The organism is Sphingobium sp. KCTC 72723, from assembly GCF_014280435.1.
GTDB lineage: Bacteria > Pseudomonadota > Alphaproteobacteria > Sphingomonadales > Sphingomonadaceae > Sphingobium.
Genome location: NZ_CP060388.1, coordinates 1,764,440 through 1,780,003, shown reverse-complemented (window position 1 = coordinate 1,780,003; position 15,564 = coordinate 1,764,440). Strand labels below are relative to the sequence as shown.

Annotated in this window: 13 protein-coding genes; 8 read left to right on the top strand and 5 right to left on the bottom strand. The window is 62.9% G+C overall.

The window, feature by feature from the left end; translation table 11 throughout:
* The first annotated feature begins 15 nt into the window (after positions 1-15).
* From phbB to SPBM01_RS08825, 5 genes are all read left to right on the top strand, one after another.
* Positions 16-738 (top strand): acetoacetyl-CoA reductase, encoded by a 723-nt coding sequence (gene phbB, locus SPBM01_RS08845; protein WP_188065144.1) that lies wholly within the window; start codon positions 16-18, stop codon positions 736-738.
* The gene (locus SPBM01_RS08840) at positions 738-1,043 is read left to right on the top strand and encodes a ribbon-helix-helix domain-containing protein (protein WP_188065143.1); all 306 of its coding nucleotides are present in this window, start codon (positions 738-740) and stop codon (positions 1,041-1,043) included. The genes phbB and SPBM01_RS08840 overlap by 1 nt, the downstream gene beginning before the upstream one ends.
* A 62-nt stretch (positions 1,044-1,105) precedes the next feature.
* The gene (locus SPBM01_RS08835; protein ID WP_188065142.1) at positions 1,106-3,553 is read left to right on the top strand and encodes a TonB-dependent receptor; all 2,448 of its coding nucleotides are present in this window, start codon (positions 1,106-1,108) and stop codon (positions 3,551-3,553) included.
* A gap of 183 nt (positions 3,554-3,736) precedes the next feature.
* Positions 3,737-4,507, top strand: coding sequence for an energy transducer TonB (locus SPBM01_RS08830; protein ID WP_188065141.1), 771 nt, complete (start codon positions 3,737-3,739; stop codon positions 4,505-4,507).
* An 18-nt stretch (positions 4,508-4,525) separates the two neighbouring features.
* Positions 4,526-5,209: a Fe2+-dependent dioxygenase gene (locus tag SPBM01_RS08825; protein ID WP_188065140.1), complete on the top strand. Its 684-nt coding sequence runs from the start codon at positions 4,526-4,528 to the stop codon at positions 5,207-5,209.
* A gap of 2 nt (positions 5,210-5,211) precedes the next feature.
* Here the strand turns inward: SPBM01_RS08825 and SPBM01_RS08820 are convergent, their stop codons facing one another.
* The 5 genes from SPBM01_RS08820 to SPBM01_RS08800 all read right to left on the bottom strand — a co-directional run bounded on the left by SPBM01_RS08820 (position 5,212) and on the right by SPBM01_RS08800 (position 10,882).
* Positions 5,212-6,069 carry an FAD:protein FMN transferase gene (locus tag SPBM01_RS08820; protein ID WP_188065139.1) on the bottom strand — a complete coding sequence of 286 codons (858 nt, stop codon included), beginning with the start codon at positions 6,067-6,069 and terminating at the stop codon, positions 5,212-5,214.
* A 98-nt stretch (positions 6,070-6,167) separates the two neighbouring features.
* On the bottom strand, positions 6,168-7,073 hold the full coding sequence (locus SPBM01_RS08815) for a DUF4198 domain-containing protein (RefSeq protein ID WP_188065629.1): 906 nt from the start codon (positions 7,071-7,073) through the stop codon (positions 6,168-6,170).
* A 12-nt stretch (positions 7,074-7,085) separates the two neighbouring features.
* Positions 7,086-7,610 carry a DUF2271 domain-containing protein gene (locus tag SPBM01_RS08810; protein WP_188065138.1) on the bottom strand — a complete coding sequence of 175 codons (525 nt, stop codon included), beginning with the start codon at positions 7,608-7,610 and terminating at the stop codon, positions 7,086-7,088.
* 12 nt (positions 7,611-7,622) lie between these two features.
* Positions 7,623-8,264 (bottom strand): PepSY-associated TM helix domain-containing protein, encoded by a 642-nt coding sequence (locus SPBM01_RS08805; RefSeq protein ID WP_188065137.1) that lies wholly within the window; start codon positions 8,262-8,264, stop codon positions 7,623-7,625.
* Positions 8,265-8,440: 176 nt separating this feature from the next.
* Complete coding sequence (locus SPBM01_RS08800; protein ID WP_188065136.1) at positions 8,441-10,882, bottom strand: TonB-dependent receptor; 2,442 nt, start codon at positions 10,880-10,882, stop codon at positions 8,441-8,443.
* A gap of 378 nt (positions 10,883-11,260) precedes the next feature.
* On the opposite strand from SPBM01_RS08800, the gene SPBM01_RS08795 reads away from it, so the two are divergent.
* Genes SPBM01_RS08795 through SPBM01_RS08785 form a run of 3 tightly spaced genes read left to right on the top strand, consistent with a single transcriptional unit; the run spans position 11,261 to position 15,540 of the window.
* The gene (locus SPBM01_RS08795; protein WP_188065135.1) at positions 11,261-12,706 is read left to right on the top strand and encodes an agmatinase family protein; all 1,446 of its coding nucleotides are present in this window, start codon (positions 11,261-11,263) and stop codon (positions 12,704-12,706) included.
* Positions 12,706-14,055, top strand: a complete 1,350-nt coding sequence (locus SPBM01_RS08790) for an agmatinase family protein (RefSeq protein ID WP_188065134.1) — start codon at positions 12,706-12,708, stop codon at positions 14,053-14,055. The genes SPBM01_RS08795 and SPBM01_RS08790 overlap by 1 nt, the downstream gene beginning before the upstream one ends.
* A gap of 12 nt (positions 14,056-14,067) precedes the next feature.
* On the top strand, positions 14,068-15,540 hold the full coding sequence (locus SPBM01_RS08785) for an agmatinase family protein (protein WP_262504374.1): 1,473 nt from the start codon (positions 14,068-14,070) through the stop codon (positions 15,538-15,540).
* Positions 15,541-15,564 lie beyond the last annotated feature (24 nt).

Genomic DNA, 15,564 nt, shown 5'->3' with positions numbered 1-15,564 from the left:
GAAGAGGATGCGCATATGGCGAGAGTGGCGATCGTGACCGGCGGAACGCGGGGCATTGGCGAGGCGATTAGTCTGGCGCTCAAGGATATGGGCTATACCGTGGCGGCCAATTATGGCGGCAACGAAACCAAGGCGCAGGCTTTTACCGACGAAACCGGCATCCCCGCCTTCAAATGGGACGTGGGCGATCATCAGGCCTGCCTGGATGGTTGCGCGCTGGTGGCGGAACAACTCGGCCCTGTCGATATCGTCGTCAACAATGCCGGCATCACCCGTGACGGCGTGCTGGCGAAGATGAGCTTCGACGACTGGAACGAAGTCATGCGCATCAATCTGGGCGGCTGCTTCAACATGGCCAAAGCGACATTTGGCGGTATGCGTGAACGCGGCTGGGGCCGCATCGTCAATATCGGGTCGATAAACGGGCAGGCGGGCCAATATGGCCAGGTCAACTATGCCGCCGCCAAATCGGGTATCCACGGCTTTACCAAGGCATTGGCGCAGGAAGGGGCCAAGTCCGGCGTCACCGTCAACGCCATTGCGCCCGGTTATGTCGACACGGACATGGTCGCTGCCGTGCCGCCCGCCGTGCTGGAAAAGATCGTCGCCAAGATCCCTGTCGGCCGTCTGGCCCAGGCGCATGAAATCGCGCGCGGCGTGGCTTTCTTTTGCAGCGAAGATGGTGGCTTTGTGACCGGCAGCACCCTGTCGATCAACGGCGGCCAGCACATGTATTGATGGGCATGGGCGACTCTCTCGATGGTCCGCATGGACCGGAAGGGTCGCCCTTCGCTCCCCCGGTGAAGCGCAGCGTCACCATTGCCGGTCATCAGACCGCCATCAGCCTCGAACCCGTTTTCTGGGAAGCTCTGCGCTACCATGCGCAGCGCGAAGCCTTGCCGATCAACGCGCTTATCGCGCGCATCGACGTGATGCGCATGGCTGCGCTGGACCCGCCCAACCTGGCCAGTGCGATCCGATGCTGGCTGTTCATGTTACGACCTGCGACAATTTGCGACACTGATAATAATTATTCGCAATAGCGTTGACTCTGCGAGGGAGTCGCAATAGCAGAGCCTCCATATTCAAGGGGGGTTCTTTCTCTATGTCCACTTCGTCGTCTATTCCGTCCTTTCTCGCACTCAGCTGCGTCGGCGCGATCGCCATGGCCGCTACCGCGCAGGCCCAGACGCAGGCTGACCAGCCGGGCGCTCGCCTTGGCGGCATGACCGTCACCGACAGCGCGATCGACGAATCCGAAATCAAGGTGGAAAAGGCGGAATCACCCAAATATACCCGCCCCCTGCTCGACACGCCCCAGACCATCACCGTCATTGGCAAGGCGACGATCCAGCAACAGAATCTGCTCACCCTGCGCGACGTCCTCTCGACCGTGCCGGGCATCACTTTCGGCGCGGGCGAGGGCGGCTTTGGCTATGGCGACCGCATCATCCTGCGTGGGCAGGACGCCAAGAACGACGTCACCATCGACGGTGTCCGTTCGGGCGCGTTCGTGAACCGCAACGAAGTCTATAATATCGAACAGGTCGAAGTGACCAACGGTGCCAACTCCGTCATGAACGGCGGCGGATCGGTCGCTGGCACCATCAACCTGGTCACCAAGCAGCCTTTGGCGGACGATCAGACGATGTTGAGCGCCGGCATCGGCACCGACAATTATTACCGCGCCACTATCGACGCTAACCAGCGCGTGAATGACCTGATCGCCGTGCGCCTGAACGCTGTCTATCACGAAAATGACGTGCCGGGCCGCGATGTGGAAGATTATAAGCGCTGGGGCATCGCGCCCGCCATCACCATCGGCATCGACGGCCCGACCAGCCTGACGCTTCAGGGCGAATATCTGGATGATAAGGCAATGCCGCAATATGGCCTGCGCTATTACACCAATCTGGGCGGCTTCCTGCCCGATTTCGACCGCAGCGGCTATTATGGCTTCGCCAATCTGGACCGGCAGGATAGCAAGACCCGCTCGCTTCAGGCGATTTTCAGCCATCAGTTCAGCGACACGGTCAAAATCCGCAACCTGACCCGCTATGAGAAAATCACGCAGAACACCGTGACCAGCCAGCCGACTGGCACCTTCTGCCTTGCGTCCACCGGACTTCAGCCATTGGCACCTTTTGCCGGGACGGTCGGGGTTGCCTGTCCTGCCACCGTTCCCGTCGGCTATTACCTTCCCACCGGCGGTCGCGGCGTGCAGCGGCTGATCAACAATGAAACGGCCTATAATCAGGTCGATCTTTCCGCTGAATTCGCTACTGCCGGTATCGGCCATACCCTGGTGCTGGGCGCGTCGGCGCTGTGGGAAAGGTTCGACCAGACCACTGGCACCCTGCCGCGCAATGCCGATGGATCGACGCCAGCCTTCCCGCTGGTGAACATCGCCAACCCCGGCGCGATCGTGCCCGGCCCGGCCGGGTTCACCTATGGCAGCAACGTATATACCGGCCCGATCAATTTCATCCGCAGCGCTCAGGCGATCGGCGAACAGACCAGCTATGCGGCCTATCTGTTCGACACGATGAAATTCACCGACTGGCTGGAGGTTAACGGCGGCGTGCGTTATGAAAATGTGAAGGGTTCCAGCCGCTCTTTCGCCTATAATATAACCGCTCTGTCGCCCACGCTGGGGGCGCTGACATCGGTCACGTCGCTGCCGCAGACCGACGACAATCTTTTTTCCTATCGCGTCGGGGTAGTGGTCAAACCGACCCTGAACTCCAGCCTGTATGTTGCCTACGGCAACTCCAAACTGCCGTCCAAAGCGTCTGTCGATGGCAGCTGCACGGCGGCCAACGCGCTCGGCGGAAGTGGCACCTGCTTCGTGAAGCCGGAAACGACCAAAAATTATGAGATCGGCGCGAAGGTCGATCTGTTCGACAAGAAACTGCTGCTGACGCTGGCAGCATTCCGCAACGACCGCAACCAGATCAAGGTCATTTCGGGCGATCCGACTGCGCCCGATCAGGCGGCTGACGGCTTTCAGCGGGTCGAGGGTATATCCTTCGGTGCGTCGGGCAATATCACCGCCAACTGGACGATTTCGGCCAACTATATGTATCTCAAGAGCGAGATCAAACGGGGCGTTTCGGACTATTGCCTCGCCAATCCGGGGCGGGTCGATCCGGCTGCGGGAACCTGCGCCAACAGCGTGGCCTTCCCTGATCCGACGGCGGGCTATGCCCTCACGAACACGCCCAAACATTCGGGCAGCCTTTTTACCACCTATCGCTTCGGCTTCGGTCTGGAACTGGGCTATGGCCTGACCTATCAGGGGAAATTCCTGCTGAACCAGCCGACGCTCGCGCAGCTGACGGCCGGAACCTATGTCGGCTATGATGTGCCGAGCTATACGATTCACCGCTTCATGGCGAACTTCCCGATCACGACGAACCTGAAGGCGCAGGTCAATGTCCAGAATTTCACCAACGAAAAATATGTGACGACCGTGCGCAACGCCGTGGCGGGCAGCTGGGCGCAACCGGCACCCACTCGTTCGGCGGTGTTCAGCCTGAATTACATGTTCTGACCCGGTACCTATCCCCGGCATGTCCCTGCCGGGGCCGGACGGGCGGCGATAACTCCATCCTCCTCGGGTCGCCGCCCGTCCACCTGCCTGCCAGAAACAGACCAGCAAAATATCGCAATTGATTCGCATTATGGTTCGCGGTATCGGGGCATTGGACGCGATGACGCAAAGGAAGGCGCTGTCATGCTGCACGACCAAAGCAGGCTGATCGAAGATTCCATGCCCGATGTCGGGCAGGACGGCCCCGTCGTGCGTTCGATGCCAAGCGCTTTGGCCGGTGGCACGATCGACCCCGCCGATCGCTACGGCGCCCGGTCGCGTCCCAACGTCCCGGCCATCGCCCTCATCCTGATCGTCCACGCCATACTGATCGGCGCGCTCATTCAGGTGCGCAGCCATGTGTTGCGGGTGCAGGAGGCGAAGCTGACGGTCGTGAACCTGTCGCCACCGCCGCCACCCCCTGCATCGGAAACACCGCCGCCACCGCCCTCGACGCCGCAGGTCGTGGCACCCCCGCCGATCGTACAGACTCCGGTTCCGCCAGTCCCGATCATGCAGACGACGCCAAATCCCGTTCTGGTCCCTGCGCCAACGACAGTCGCGACGCCAACCCCGACTCCCGCCGCAGCCCCCGCCGCGCCACCCGCACCGCCCAGTGTGGTGCAGGGCGGCGACCTCGGCACGCAGATGGTGGCGGGCAAGCCGCCACGTTATCCGGTCGAAAGCCGTCGCAAGCGCGAGCAGGGAACAGTCGTCCTCACCCTGACGCTGGGGCTGGACGGCGAAGTGGACAGTATCGCGATCACTGGCAGCAGCGGCTTTCCCCGGCTGGACAATGCCGCGCGGGACGCCGTGAAGGGCTGGCGCTGGCGCCCGACCCTGCGCGGTGGGCAGCCGGTGCGCGTGCGGGGCGTGGTCGAAATCCCCTTCGTGCTGCGCACCGACGCAGCCTGACAAGATAGACATAGTCCCATGCTGATTGCCATTCCCGACCTGCTCGACGCGGCGCAGGTCGCCACGATCCGCGCGCTCATCGACCCGGCCGACTGGGTGGATGGCAACATCACCTCCGGCCCGCAATCGGCCATGGCCAAGCGCAACCTGCAATTGCCCGAAGATTGCCCGGCCGCGCGACAGGCGGGGCAGATGATATTGGACGCGCTCGGACGCTCCCCGCTATTCATCGCAGCCGCCCTGCCGCTCAAGATTTTTCCGCCGCTTTTCAACAGCTACGCCGGTGGTCAGGCCTTTGGCGTGCATGTCGATAACGCAGTGCGGATACAGGCTGGCACTGGTTTTCGCGTGCGTTCGGATATGTCCATGTCGGTGTTCCTGGAATCGCCCGAAAGCTATGATGGTGGGGAGCTGACGATCGAAACCAACTTCGGCGTGCAGCAGATCAAACTGCCCGCCGGCCACGCCGTCCTCTACCCGTCATCCTCGCTGCACCGGGTCGAACCCGTCACGCGCGGGCGCCGCGTCGCCAGCTTCTTCTGGCTCCAGTCGATGATCCGTGACGACGCCGCGCGCCAGTTGCTGTTCGACCTGGACCGCAGCGTGCAGGGTGTGGCGGCGCAGATGGGGCAGGATCATGGCGAAGTCATTCGCCTGACGGGCGTCTATCATAATCTGCTGCGCCGCTGGGCCGACGCCTGACCTCAGTCCAGCATCGCCGCCAGCGTGGGGGTCATATATTCGATCCCGCGCCCGCCATCGCGCCGCACCAGCCGCGCCGCCAGCCCGTGCCGCGTCGCCAGCGCCATGCCGCGCTGTTGCCCCATCACGGTGATCGCGGTGGCCCAGGCGTCGGCCATCATTGCGCTGTCGTGCAGCACCGTCACTGACGCCACATCATGGGCGATCGGCGCGCCAAGCGCCGGGTCGATGCTATGGGACAGGCGGCGCGCACCTTCCAGTCGGAAGCGGCGATAGTCGCCCGACGTCGCAACCGATAGCCCGCATAGCGCCACGCGCAAGATCGGGACGGGTAGGCCCGGCGGCGCTTCGACATCCACCCACCAGGGCTGAATATCCGGCTTCACCCCGTCGCCGCGCAATTCGCCGCCAATCTCGATCAGGAAACTCGCGACGCCCATCGCGCGCAGTTCCGCGGCGACCGCGTCGACGGCAAAACCCTTGGCAATGCCAGAAAAATCGAGCGCTACGTCAGCGATCCTACGCGCCTTGTCCCCGTCTGTCTCGATCGCTGTCCATGGCGCGGCAATATCAGGCGCATCGCTCGCCGGACCAAAGCCCCAGCGGCCAACAATATGTCCGATAGCGGGATCGAACGCCCCCCCGGACAGGCGGGCCATGTCCAGCCCCGCGCGCAGCACGGTCATCATATCGGGCGGCAATGCCATCCATTGCCCGATAGGGGTCCGGTTGAAACGGCTGATGTCCGAAGCTGCTTCCCAATTGCTCATGGCCGCAATGACGCGCGCCAGCACAGCCTCGATCGCTTCGGTGCAGCCCGCAGGCGGATCGACGATCTGCGCGGACCAACTGGTCCCCATCGTCGGTCCTCCCAGCGTCTTGACATGCCCTGCCTGCCGCCGCCCGACAAATTGGTCGGGCGACAGGGCGGGGGGGATGGCGATACGAACGGGTTGCGTCAGGGGGCCAGCACTTCCAGCGTGCTGATATAGCTGGCGCGGCGCTGCGGCGGACCGGCAGGGCGCGGCGCGGGCGGTGCGCCCTGACCGGCACCGGGACCACCTGCACCAGGACCGCCGGGTCCACCCATGCCGGGGCCGCCGCCTTCGCCACCTTCACGACCGCCACCGATGCTGGCGTTCAGCCAGTAAAGGCCCGGCTGCGCCCAGTTGATCGCGACCTTGCCATCCTTGTCGGCCACCAGATCCATCTGGCCCAGCGCATCGCGGTAACGAATACCGCCGGGAATGACCGTGACTTTCAGGCCCGCAGCAGGCTTGCCGTCCAGCAGGAACTGGAAGGTTGCGGACTCGCCCGATACCAGATCATTGGGGTGCGTCACCGGCACCAGCTCGATGCCCGATCCGGTCGGCTTGAAGATGCCGGTGCTGGGTGCGCCCAGCGTTACGAAAATCTCGTTCCGGTTGGATGCTTCGGCCACCTGCACATCGGTCGCGCCCGCCGGGATTACGCTGGCCAGCTTGTCCTTGGTCGTGCCGCGCGGCAGCCGTTCCTGCTTGCCGTTCAGCATATAGCTGCCCATGACATTGGTCGACGCATTGGCGATGCGATAGGTGCCGGGCTGAGTCAGATGCACGTCGAAGGTCGAGCGATATTTGCCGGTGGCGGCGTTTTCGATTTTGCCAGCGCTGCCGTCCGGCTGGGTCACCACGATGCCGTCGGTGCGCATCGGCACATGTTCGAAATAGAACAGGTCGTTGGACACGGCGGCATCGACCGTCACCCAGCTGTCGGTGCCGGACAAAGTGGTGGACGATGGCATCATCCACTGGCGATGGGCCTGCGCCGCACCCGATAGCATCAGGGCGGCTACAGCGCCCGCGATCATCAATCTGGCTTTCATCATCTTATCCCCTTATTTGCCGAAGCTCAGGGCTACGGCGCCCAATTCTGTGCTGCCCTGTGCCTTGACGGTCGCACCGGGCTTGGGCGGCCAGGCGAAGGGCAGGCGCACGACTTCGCGTCCGCCCACTTCGCGCGCCGCTTCCACGATCAGCGTATAATTGCCTGCGCCCAGCGTGCCGAGCGGACCTTTGCCCGCAGCAAAGGCGATCTTGTTGTCGCCCGGCGCGCGGGTCGCGCCAGTCACGCCATCAGCGGGGAAGCTCATCGTCCGGCCCGACGCACGCCACCACTGGCGCACGTCGCGCAGCCATTTGGTGCCTTCGCCCTTGGCCTTGTCGAAATCATACCAGACCGACAGGGTGCGCGGTGCCGCGCCTTCCTTCTCGATCCAGATCGCGACATAGGGCCGATGATATTCGGCCACCGACAGACGCGGTATGCCGACCGACAGGTTCATCGTCTGCGCGGTGGCAGGCGCGGCGACTGTGCCCAGCGCCGCCGTGCCGGTCAGCAACAACCGATAGCTGATCTGCATGGATATTTCCCCTTAATGGATGAAGATGATGGCAAGGACCGCCGGAAGGGCGAGGCCGATGGCGACCAGCGGCCAGGTGCTGGGCCGCTTTTTGGAATGGAGTTGCAGCAGCAACAGCCCGGTCAGCGCGAACAGGAAGCAGGCGACCGAGAATATGTCGATGAACCATTTCCAGACGGAGCCAGTGTTGCGCCCCTTGTGCAGGTCGTTGAGGTAGCTGATCCACCCCCGGCTGGTCGCTTCGCTGGTCACAGCGCCGCTGTTCCGGTCGATCGACACCCATCCGTCGCCGCCGGGGCGGGGCAGGGCCAGATAGATTTCATCGGCGGACCATTCCGCGTCGCCCGCGCCGCGCTGTCCCACGGCCTTTTCCACAAAGGCGGCGACCGGAGCGGGCAGCGGCTTCTTGGCATCAGGCGCGTCATCGGGCGCGACCTGTTTCAACAGGGCGGCGGGCAGAGTCGCGGCTTTCTCGATCGTCTGGGGCGATCCTTCGACATCGGCGGCATGGTTCAGCGTGATGCCGGTAAAGGCGAACAACAGCAGGCCGATCAGGCTGATCGCCGAACTGATCCAGTGCCAGCTGTGCAACTGTTTCAGCCAGAACGCCTTGGCGCTCTTTTTCTTCGGCTGGGTCCGGGTTTTTCCATGCATCGAAAGGGGGAATGGTCCTGCGGGAAAGGGTGTCGATCGCATACCGCGAACGACTCGCAATTGCAAACGAGTCGCAGGAAGAATTTTGTATCAAAATGTATGGATTGGCGACGCGACAAAAAAAGGGGCGTTCTCCCGTCTGGAAGAACGCCCCTGTCTTCAGCCCCGCCCGAAGATCAGAACTTCACGCGCCCTTCCAGGCCGATGGTGCGCGGTTGCGCGACCGACCGGGCATAGCCGCGATAGATGATGCCGTCGTTGATCTGGCCACGCCGGGTCAGGTCGTTTGACACGCCGGTCAGCGCATATTTGTCGAAGATGTTGTTCGCAAACAGGCTGATTTCCCATGCGTCCGTGCTGTAGGTCGCCGCCGCACGGTGCATCACATAGGACGGCAGCCGCTCGCCGCCGCCCCGCGCACCCGGACGGGTCAGGATGCCGCCGGTATAAGTCGCGGTCCAGTTGAGACGCAGGTCGTTCTCGCCCATAGGCAGGGTATAGACTGCCGACGCCGCGCCGGAATTCTTGGCCGAACCAGGCAGGCGATCGCCGGAGAAGAGATCGGCGTCGCCGGTCGCTGTCGACAACAGGCCCGGCACATCTTCGGTCAGTTTCGCGTCGAGATAGGAGTAGTTGCCGCGAACGATGAATTGGTCGGTGACGCGGGCATTGAAGGTGAAATCGACGCCCTGCGACTTGGCCTTGCCGCCATTGGCCGTGATGCCGATCGCGCCGTTGACCGTCTGGCTCGACAGCTGGATACCGTCCCACTTGACCTGGAACACTGACACGCTGGTGGACAGGCGACGGTCGAACAACTGGGCGCGGACACCCAGTTCCAGATTCTTCACCTTGTCCGGGCCAAAAGTCAGCTCGTTGGGCAGAGCGCACAGATTCTGTCCGGCGGGCAATGGCTGGATGCACGGCACCACGCGGTTGACGCCGCCGATCCGGTAACCCTTGCTGTAGGTTGCATAGGCCATCAGGTCTGGGGTGAAGTTGAACGAGGTATTGAACTTCCAAACAAAGCCATCATCGCCTGCTTGCCCGCTGCGCACGCGCGACGGATCAATGGTCAGGCTGGGATAGGGCATCCGGCGACGGCCACCACCCGTCATCGGCGTGTCGGAACCGCCGGTGATCGATGTGTCGTAGCGGAAGTAACGCCCGCCGCCTGTGATCTGCCACTGTTCAATCGGCTTGAATGTCAATTCACCGAATACGGCCTGTTCTTCGGTCTTGGACCGGGTGAAGGACACATATTCCGCGCCATCGGGACGGATCAGGCCGTTGTAGAAATTGCCATAGGCGGCGCGGCCTGCGGCGGTGACGGCAAACTCAGCGAAGCCGGGCAGCGTTTCGACGCTGTCGGACTTGAACTTCATGCTGTTGTAGAAACCGCCCACGACCCAGCTGAACGGCCCGCCATGGGTCGAAACCAACCGGATTTCCTGGTTGAACTGGGTGCGGCTGTTGATGCCCGTCGTATAGCCTGCAAAGGCGGGGAACAACTCATAGTCATAATCAAGGTCGAGCAGCAGGTCGGACACGTCGCCGACCGTATTATTCTTGGTCTTGGTAAAGGCAGATGCCCAGACTGCCTGGAACACATCGCCCAACTGCGCTTCCATTTCCAGGCTGACCAATTGCGACCGGCGGGTCGATGGTTCGGCATAGCGCCCTGCGGCCTCATATTTGCCTTCGCCCACGATGCCGTCGGTCGTTGCTTGACGGCCGGCGGTCCGCGTCTTTTGATAGGCATAGGTCAGATAGGCGTTGAAGTCGGGCACCGACACGCCCAGCTGGTTGCGGGTGGTGAAGGTCTTTTCGAAATTCAGATCCTTGCGCCCGGCGAAATTGGCGTCCTGCTGCGCCTGCGTGCCTAGCGGATTGGAAGCCGGGCCGGGCTGCGCCAGCGATACGCCGGGCGTCTTCACCAGGAACGGATAGTCGATGAAGCCAGGGTCGTAATAATAGCCGGTCGCTGAACGGAACGCCAGAACATCCTTGATGATCGGGATGTTGATCGTCGCGTCGCCGACATAGCCCACGCCCTTGCTGTGCGCCACGTCATAGGCGCGGCCATGGACTTCACCGCTAAACTGCGTCGGATCGGGCCGGTTGGGCATGTAGCGGATCGCGCCTGCCAGCGTGCCCAAGCCGTAAAGCGTGCCTTGCGGACCCAGCAGCGTTTCGATCCGTTCGATGTCGATAAACTTAAAGTCGAGATACAGCGGAATCTCACCCAGATAGGTGCCGAACGAACTGCTGTAGTTCGAACCAGACGCTTCCGTATCGTTCGCGGAAAGACCGCGCATGACGATGGTCGCCGCGCCGCGCGGGCCGGTGTCAGTCACGGTGATGCCCGGCGTGAACGCGCCGAGATCGCGGACGTCGTCCAGCCGTTCGGCGGCCAGCTCAGCGGCACCGATGGCCGAAATATTAATCGGCGTTTCCATCAACGTGGTGCTGCGGCGGGTGCCGGTGACGACGATAACGTCGCTGTCCGCCTCCGCTTCTGCGGCGGCAACCTGCGCCATGGCGGGCGTGGCCATGGCCGCGCTCGACATGATCGTCGCGGATAGCAGTCCCAGTTTCAGCTTAGCGCGATACGACATGATGTTCCCCTTATCCTTCTGTCTATTCCCTGCCCTCGACCCCTCCCGGATCGCACCGTCCCGCGCTTGATGCAGCGGCCACGTTTGCTTGCAGACGACATGGACTGCCGCCTCATTTTCTTGTGATATGTCGTGGAAGCTATGGGCTGCGCAGGCAGTCAGACATGGGGCATTTGACGTAGCCTGTTCGTCCGGGTCATCATGGCGCTGGTCTACGTCAAATGCCCCATTGGGGCGGCGGCCTTGCCTCGCCTACCCCGTGGAAGACATGGCGGGAAAACCTGCCTCCTTTCTGTTGCCCAAGCCCGTATCGCCCGTCTGGCGACGCACGGGCCGGAGACGATGATGCCTTCTTTGACCGCCATTACTGGATGGAGCATGGCCGGGATCGCGGCCATTGGTGCCGTGGTTGCTGGCGACTTGCCGCCGGTGTTGACCAATGCTGCTACGCCCGCGCCGCAAATGCCGCTGGAAGACGATATGGGCCGGCCCAAGCCGCTGGAACTGCCCAAGGATGTCGAAGCGAAGCTGGCTGGTGTCGACAAGGCGAAGATCGACTTCCTCAAGAGCGGCGTGACGGGCCGTTATGTCGAAAAGGACGCTTTGTTCGACCGTATCCGCAAGGGCAGGGCAGAGGAAATCAGCGCCTATATCGATGCGATGCAGGCGCTCCATGCGCAGGTGGAATTCAAGGCCGGGCGGGATTTGGCCGCCATCCCGCTCGATACCAAATCACCCTGGTTCAACGCCTGGAAAGAAAAGCGCCCGGCCGCGATGAACCCCCGGCGTGATGCGGGGCCGTGGGAGCTGACTCGCTATGTTGGCGGCTATGGCGGCGGCTTTGCCACCTTTGCCGGTGCGCCGCTGGCGATGACGCCGGAGGATTTGAAGGCGGGCAAGGTGGATGTCGCCATCGTGGGTGCGCCGCTCGACATGGGTTCAGGCTGGCGCAACGCCATCGACGGCCCACGCGCCATGCGGATGACCGGCGGGGCGGGCGGCAACGACATGTATTCGATGATCAACCCCAATGCCGCGCTCAAGATCGTGGATTATGGCGACATCGCCATCGACCAGAATTCGACCGAACGCAGCGTCGATCATGTCCGCGCCATGGTCGCCGAAATCGCCCGCACCGGCGCGATCCCGATCGTCATCGGCGGCGACCACAGCCTGGAATATCCCAATGTCGCGGCGGCTGCGGACGTGCATGGCAAGGGTAATGTCGGCGTCATCCATTTCGACAGCCATTATGACATCGGCCGGGGCCGGGTCCACCTGCTCGACCATGGCCAGCCGGTCTATCGCGTGATCAACGAAGGGCATGTGCGCGGCAGCGACTATATCCAGGTCGGCCTGCGCGCGCGCGGTCCCGACCTCGAAACCTTCGGCTGGATGCGCAACAAGGGTATGAAATATCACACGATGGTCGAAGTGGAGAAATGGGGCTGGGACAAGGTGATGGCCCGCGCATTGAAGGAAGCCCGCGCCAGCACCAAGAAATTGTGGATCAGTTTCGACGTCGACGTGCTGGACCCCGCCTTCATGCCCGGCACCGGCACACCCGTTCCCGGCGGCCTGACCATGCGGGAGGCGCAGCCGATCATGCGCAACCTGTGCGCGGAAAATGACATTGCGGGCATCGATATCGTCGAAGTCGCGCCCTATCTCGACACCAGTTACAAGACCGCGCTCAACAGCAATTTCCTGCTGAACGCCTGCCTGGCGGGCATCGCCATGCGCAAGAAGGGGCTGAAGCCCGGCTATCTCAACCCTGTTTCGGTCGATCACGGCCTGGACGCCTATTATGGGAAGAAGAATTGATGGCACGCACCACCTTGCTGGCGCGCAGCGCCGCTTTCGCCCTTGCCCTTGCGACTCTGTCCGGCCCCGCATCGGCGCAAGGCGTCGATCCGCTGGCTACCCTGTCGCCGGACAAAAAGGCGTTCCTGTCCGATCCGGCGGTGCTGACCCGCTTTGGCCTGACGGCCGAAAAATTGCAGGTCGCCCTGACCGGACGGTCCGCCGCGGACGTGGACGCCTATGCCACCGCGCTGATGGCCGTGGTGGAGGACAGCAAATATAAGGCCGGGCGCGATCCGTCCGAAATCGCGCTCAACCCGCAAGCGCGCGGCTGGAACGCCGGGTCCACCGTCCGCCCCAAAATGTTCGACAAATTGAAGCGCGACGAGGGCCCGTTCAGTCTGAAACGCTATCAGTTTCAAAAGGGCGCGATCCCGACCTTCGCCGATGCGCCGGTCGCGATCCGCAAGGAAGATTTGATCGCGGGGAAGGTGGAGGTCGCCTTTGTTGGCGTGCCGCTCGATTTCTCGTCGGGCTGGCGCGATGCCAAGCACGCGCCGATGGCGCTGCGCGGCATGGACGGACTGGTCGGCGCGGATGCCGATGGCGGGGTCGATCCGGGTCTTGTCCTCTCCATCGCCGATTATGGAGACCTGGCGTTTGATCCGATGGCACCCGACCGTGGCCTGGACCATATTCGCGCGATGATCGCCGAAATGGCGAGCGTGGGCGTCGTCCCATTCATCGTCGGCGGCGACCATACGCTGATGTTTCCTGACGTGGCGGCGATGGTCGACACCTATGGCGCGGGCAAAGTGGCGCTCATTCAGTTCGACGCCCATGCCGGGGCGGAGTTGAACGGCGATCACCTGATTTCGGACACCCAGACGCTCACCCGCCTGCTCGAACAGAATCTGTTGCGCGGCAGCGACGTGACGCTGGTCGGCCTGCATGGCCGCGACGCCGATCCCGCCACGCAGAAGCGGCTGACCGACGCAGGCGCGCGCATCATGCCGACCGCCGCCGTGCAGGAACGCGGCTGGCAGGCCGTGACGAACGACCTCCTCGCTGGCCTCAAGAAAGGGCCGGAGAATATCTTCGTCTCCTTCGACATGAGCGTCATCGATCCGGGCGATGCCCCGGCAGCCGGTCGTCCGGTGCCGGGCGGCCTGACGATGCGTGAAGCCATCCCCATGGTCCGGCAACTGTGCGCCCAGACCAAGGTGGTGGGCTTCGACCTGCTCGACGCTGCGCCTATCCTCGACCCGACCTATGTCAGCCGGATGAGCGCCAACTATATCCTGCACGCCTGCCTGTCGGGCATCGCGATGCGCAAGACGGGTACGCCGATCAAGACCGCCAAGCGCTGAGGGAGGACTGCCATGCCGTCGATCAATGCCATAACGGGCTGGAGCGTAGCGGCGGTGGCCGCGGCAACATCGGTGCTGGCGGGGGACAGTTTCGACACGCCCAATCCGCCGCCGCCGATCCCGCAGGAAGACATTATGGGCGAGCCTAAGCCCCTGACGCTTCCCGCCGATGTCGCGGCGAAACTGACCGGCATCGCGCCGGAAAAGGTCGCGCTCATCACGCAGGGGCGGACCGGGCGCTATGTCGAAAAGGATGTGCTGTTCGACCGTATTCGCACGCTGCCCGCCGCCGAACTGGCCGCCTATATCGATGCGATCGCCGCGCTGCACGAACAGGTCGAATATAAGGAGGGCCGCGACGCAAAGACCATCCCGCTCGACACCCGATCCGCCTGGTTCAATGCGTGGAAAGCCAAGCGCCCGCTGGTTATGGACCCAAGGCGCGAGGCTGGGCCGATCGACCTTGGCCGTTATATCGGCGGGCGACGCGGCGCGTTTGCGACCTTTGCCGGTGCGCCGGTAGCGATGACGCCGGCGGATTTGAAGGCGGGCAAGGTCGATGTCGCCATCGTAGGCGCGCCGCTCGACATGGGTTCGGGCTGGCGCAATGCGATCGACGGGCCGCGCGCGCTGCGCATGACCGGCGGGGCGGGCGGCAACGACATGTATTCGATGATCAACCCCGGATCGCAGCTGGAAATCGTCGATTATGGCGACATTGCCATCGACCAGAACTCGACCGAACGTTCCGTCGCGCATGTGCGCGAAATGGTGCGCGAAATCGCGCAAACGGGTGCGATCCCCATCGTCATCGGCGGCGACCATAGCCTGGAATATCCCAATGTCGCGGCGGCTGCCGATGTGCATGGCAAGGGCAATGTCGGCGTCGTCCATTTCGACAGCCATTATGATGTCGGCCGCAATGGCGTTCACTGGATCACGCATGGATCGCCGGTCTATCGCGTCCTGCATGAAGGCCATGTCCGGCCGCAGGATTATGTGCAGGTCGGCCTGCGCGCGCGCGGTCCCGACCTCGAAACCTTTGGGTGGATGCGCAACAAGGGCATGAAATATCACACCATGGTCGAAGTGGAAAAATGGGGCTGGGAAAAGGTGATGGAGCGCGCGCTGAAAGAAGCGCGGGCCAACACCAAGAAGCTTTGGATCAGCTTCGACGTCGATGTTCTCGACCCCGCCTTCATGCCCGGCACCGGCACGCCGGTTCCCGGCGGCCTGACCATGCGGGAGGCGCAGCCGATCATGCGGCGGCTATGTGCGGAGAATGATATTGCGGGCATCGATATCGTCGAAGTCGCCCCTTATCTCGACACCAGCTACAAGACTGCGCTGAACAGCAATTATCTGCTCAACGCCTGTCTGGCGGGCATCGCCATGCGCAAAAAGGGTCTGCCGCCGGGCTATTTCAACCCGGTGTCGGTCGATCATGGGCAGGATGACTATTACGGCCCAAAGAAGAAAAGCTAAAAATCTTGATGGTCGTCAAGTTTC

What these genes read in the sequence shown, in the direction of transcription:
- phbB (WP_188065144.1), top strand. Translation starts at nt 16, where the DNA reads ATGGCGAGAGTGGCGATCGTGACCGGCGGAACGCGGGGCATTGGCGAG.
- SPBM01_RS08840 (WP_188065143.1), top strand. Translation starts at nt 738, where the DNA reads ATGGGCATGGGCGACTCTCTCGATGGTCCGCATGGACCGGAAGGGTCG.
- SPBM01_RS08835 (WP_188065142.1), top strand. Translation starts at nt 1,106, where the DNA reads ATGTCCACTTCGTCGTCTATTCCGTCCTTTCTCGCACTCAGCTGCGTC.
- SPBM01_RS08830 (WP_188065141.1), top strand. Translation starts at nt 3,737, where the DNA reads ATGCTGCACGACCAAAGCAGGCTGATCGAAGATTCCATGCCCGATGTC.
- SPBM01_RS08825 (WP_188065140.1), top strand. Translation starts at nt 4,526, where the DNA reads ATGCTGATTGCCATTCCCGACCTGCTCGACGCGGCGCAGGTCGCCACG.
- SPBM01_RS08820 (WP_188065139.1), bottom strand. Translation starts at nt 6,069, where the DNA reads ATGGGGACCAGTTGGTCCGCGCAGATCGTCGATCCGCCTGCGGGCTGC.
- SPBM01_RS08815 (WP_188065629.1), bottom strand. Translation starts at nt 7,073, where the DNA reads ATGAAAGCCAGATTGATGATCGCGGGCGCTGTAGCCGCCCTGATGCTA.
- SPBM01_RS08810 (WP_188065138.1), bottom strand. Translation starts at nt 7,610, where the DNA reads ATGCAGATCAGCTATCGGTTGTTGCTGACCGGCACGGCGGCGCTGGGC.
- SPBM01_RS08805 (WP_188065137.1), bottom strand. Translation starts at nt 8,264, where the DNA reads ATGCATGGAAAAACCCGGACCCAGCCGAAGAAAAAGAGCGCCAAGGCG.
- SPBM01_RS08800 (WP_188065136.1), bottom strand. Translation starts at nt 10,882, where the DNA reads ATGTCGTATCGCGCTAAGCTGAAACTGGGACTGCTATCCGCGACGATC.
- SPBM01_RS08795 (WP_188065135.1), top strand. Translation starts at nt 11,261, where the DNA reads ATGGCCGGGATCGCGGCCATTGGTGCCGTGGTTGCTGGCGACTTGCCG.
- SPBM01_RS08790 (WP_188065134.1), top strand. Translation starts at nt 12,706, where the DNA reads ATGGCACGCACCACCTTGCTGGCGCGCAGCGCCGCTTTCGCCCTTGCC.
- SPBM01_RS08785 (WP_262504374.1), top strand. Translation starts at nt 14,068, where the DNA reads ATGCCGTCGATCAATGCCATAACGGGCTGGAGCGTAGCGGCGGTGGCC.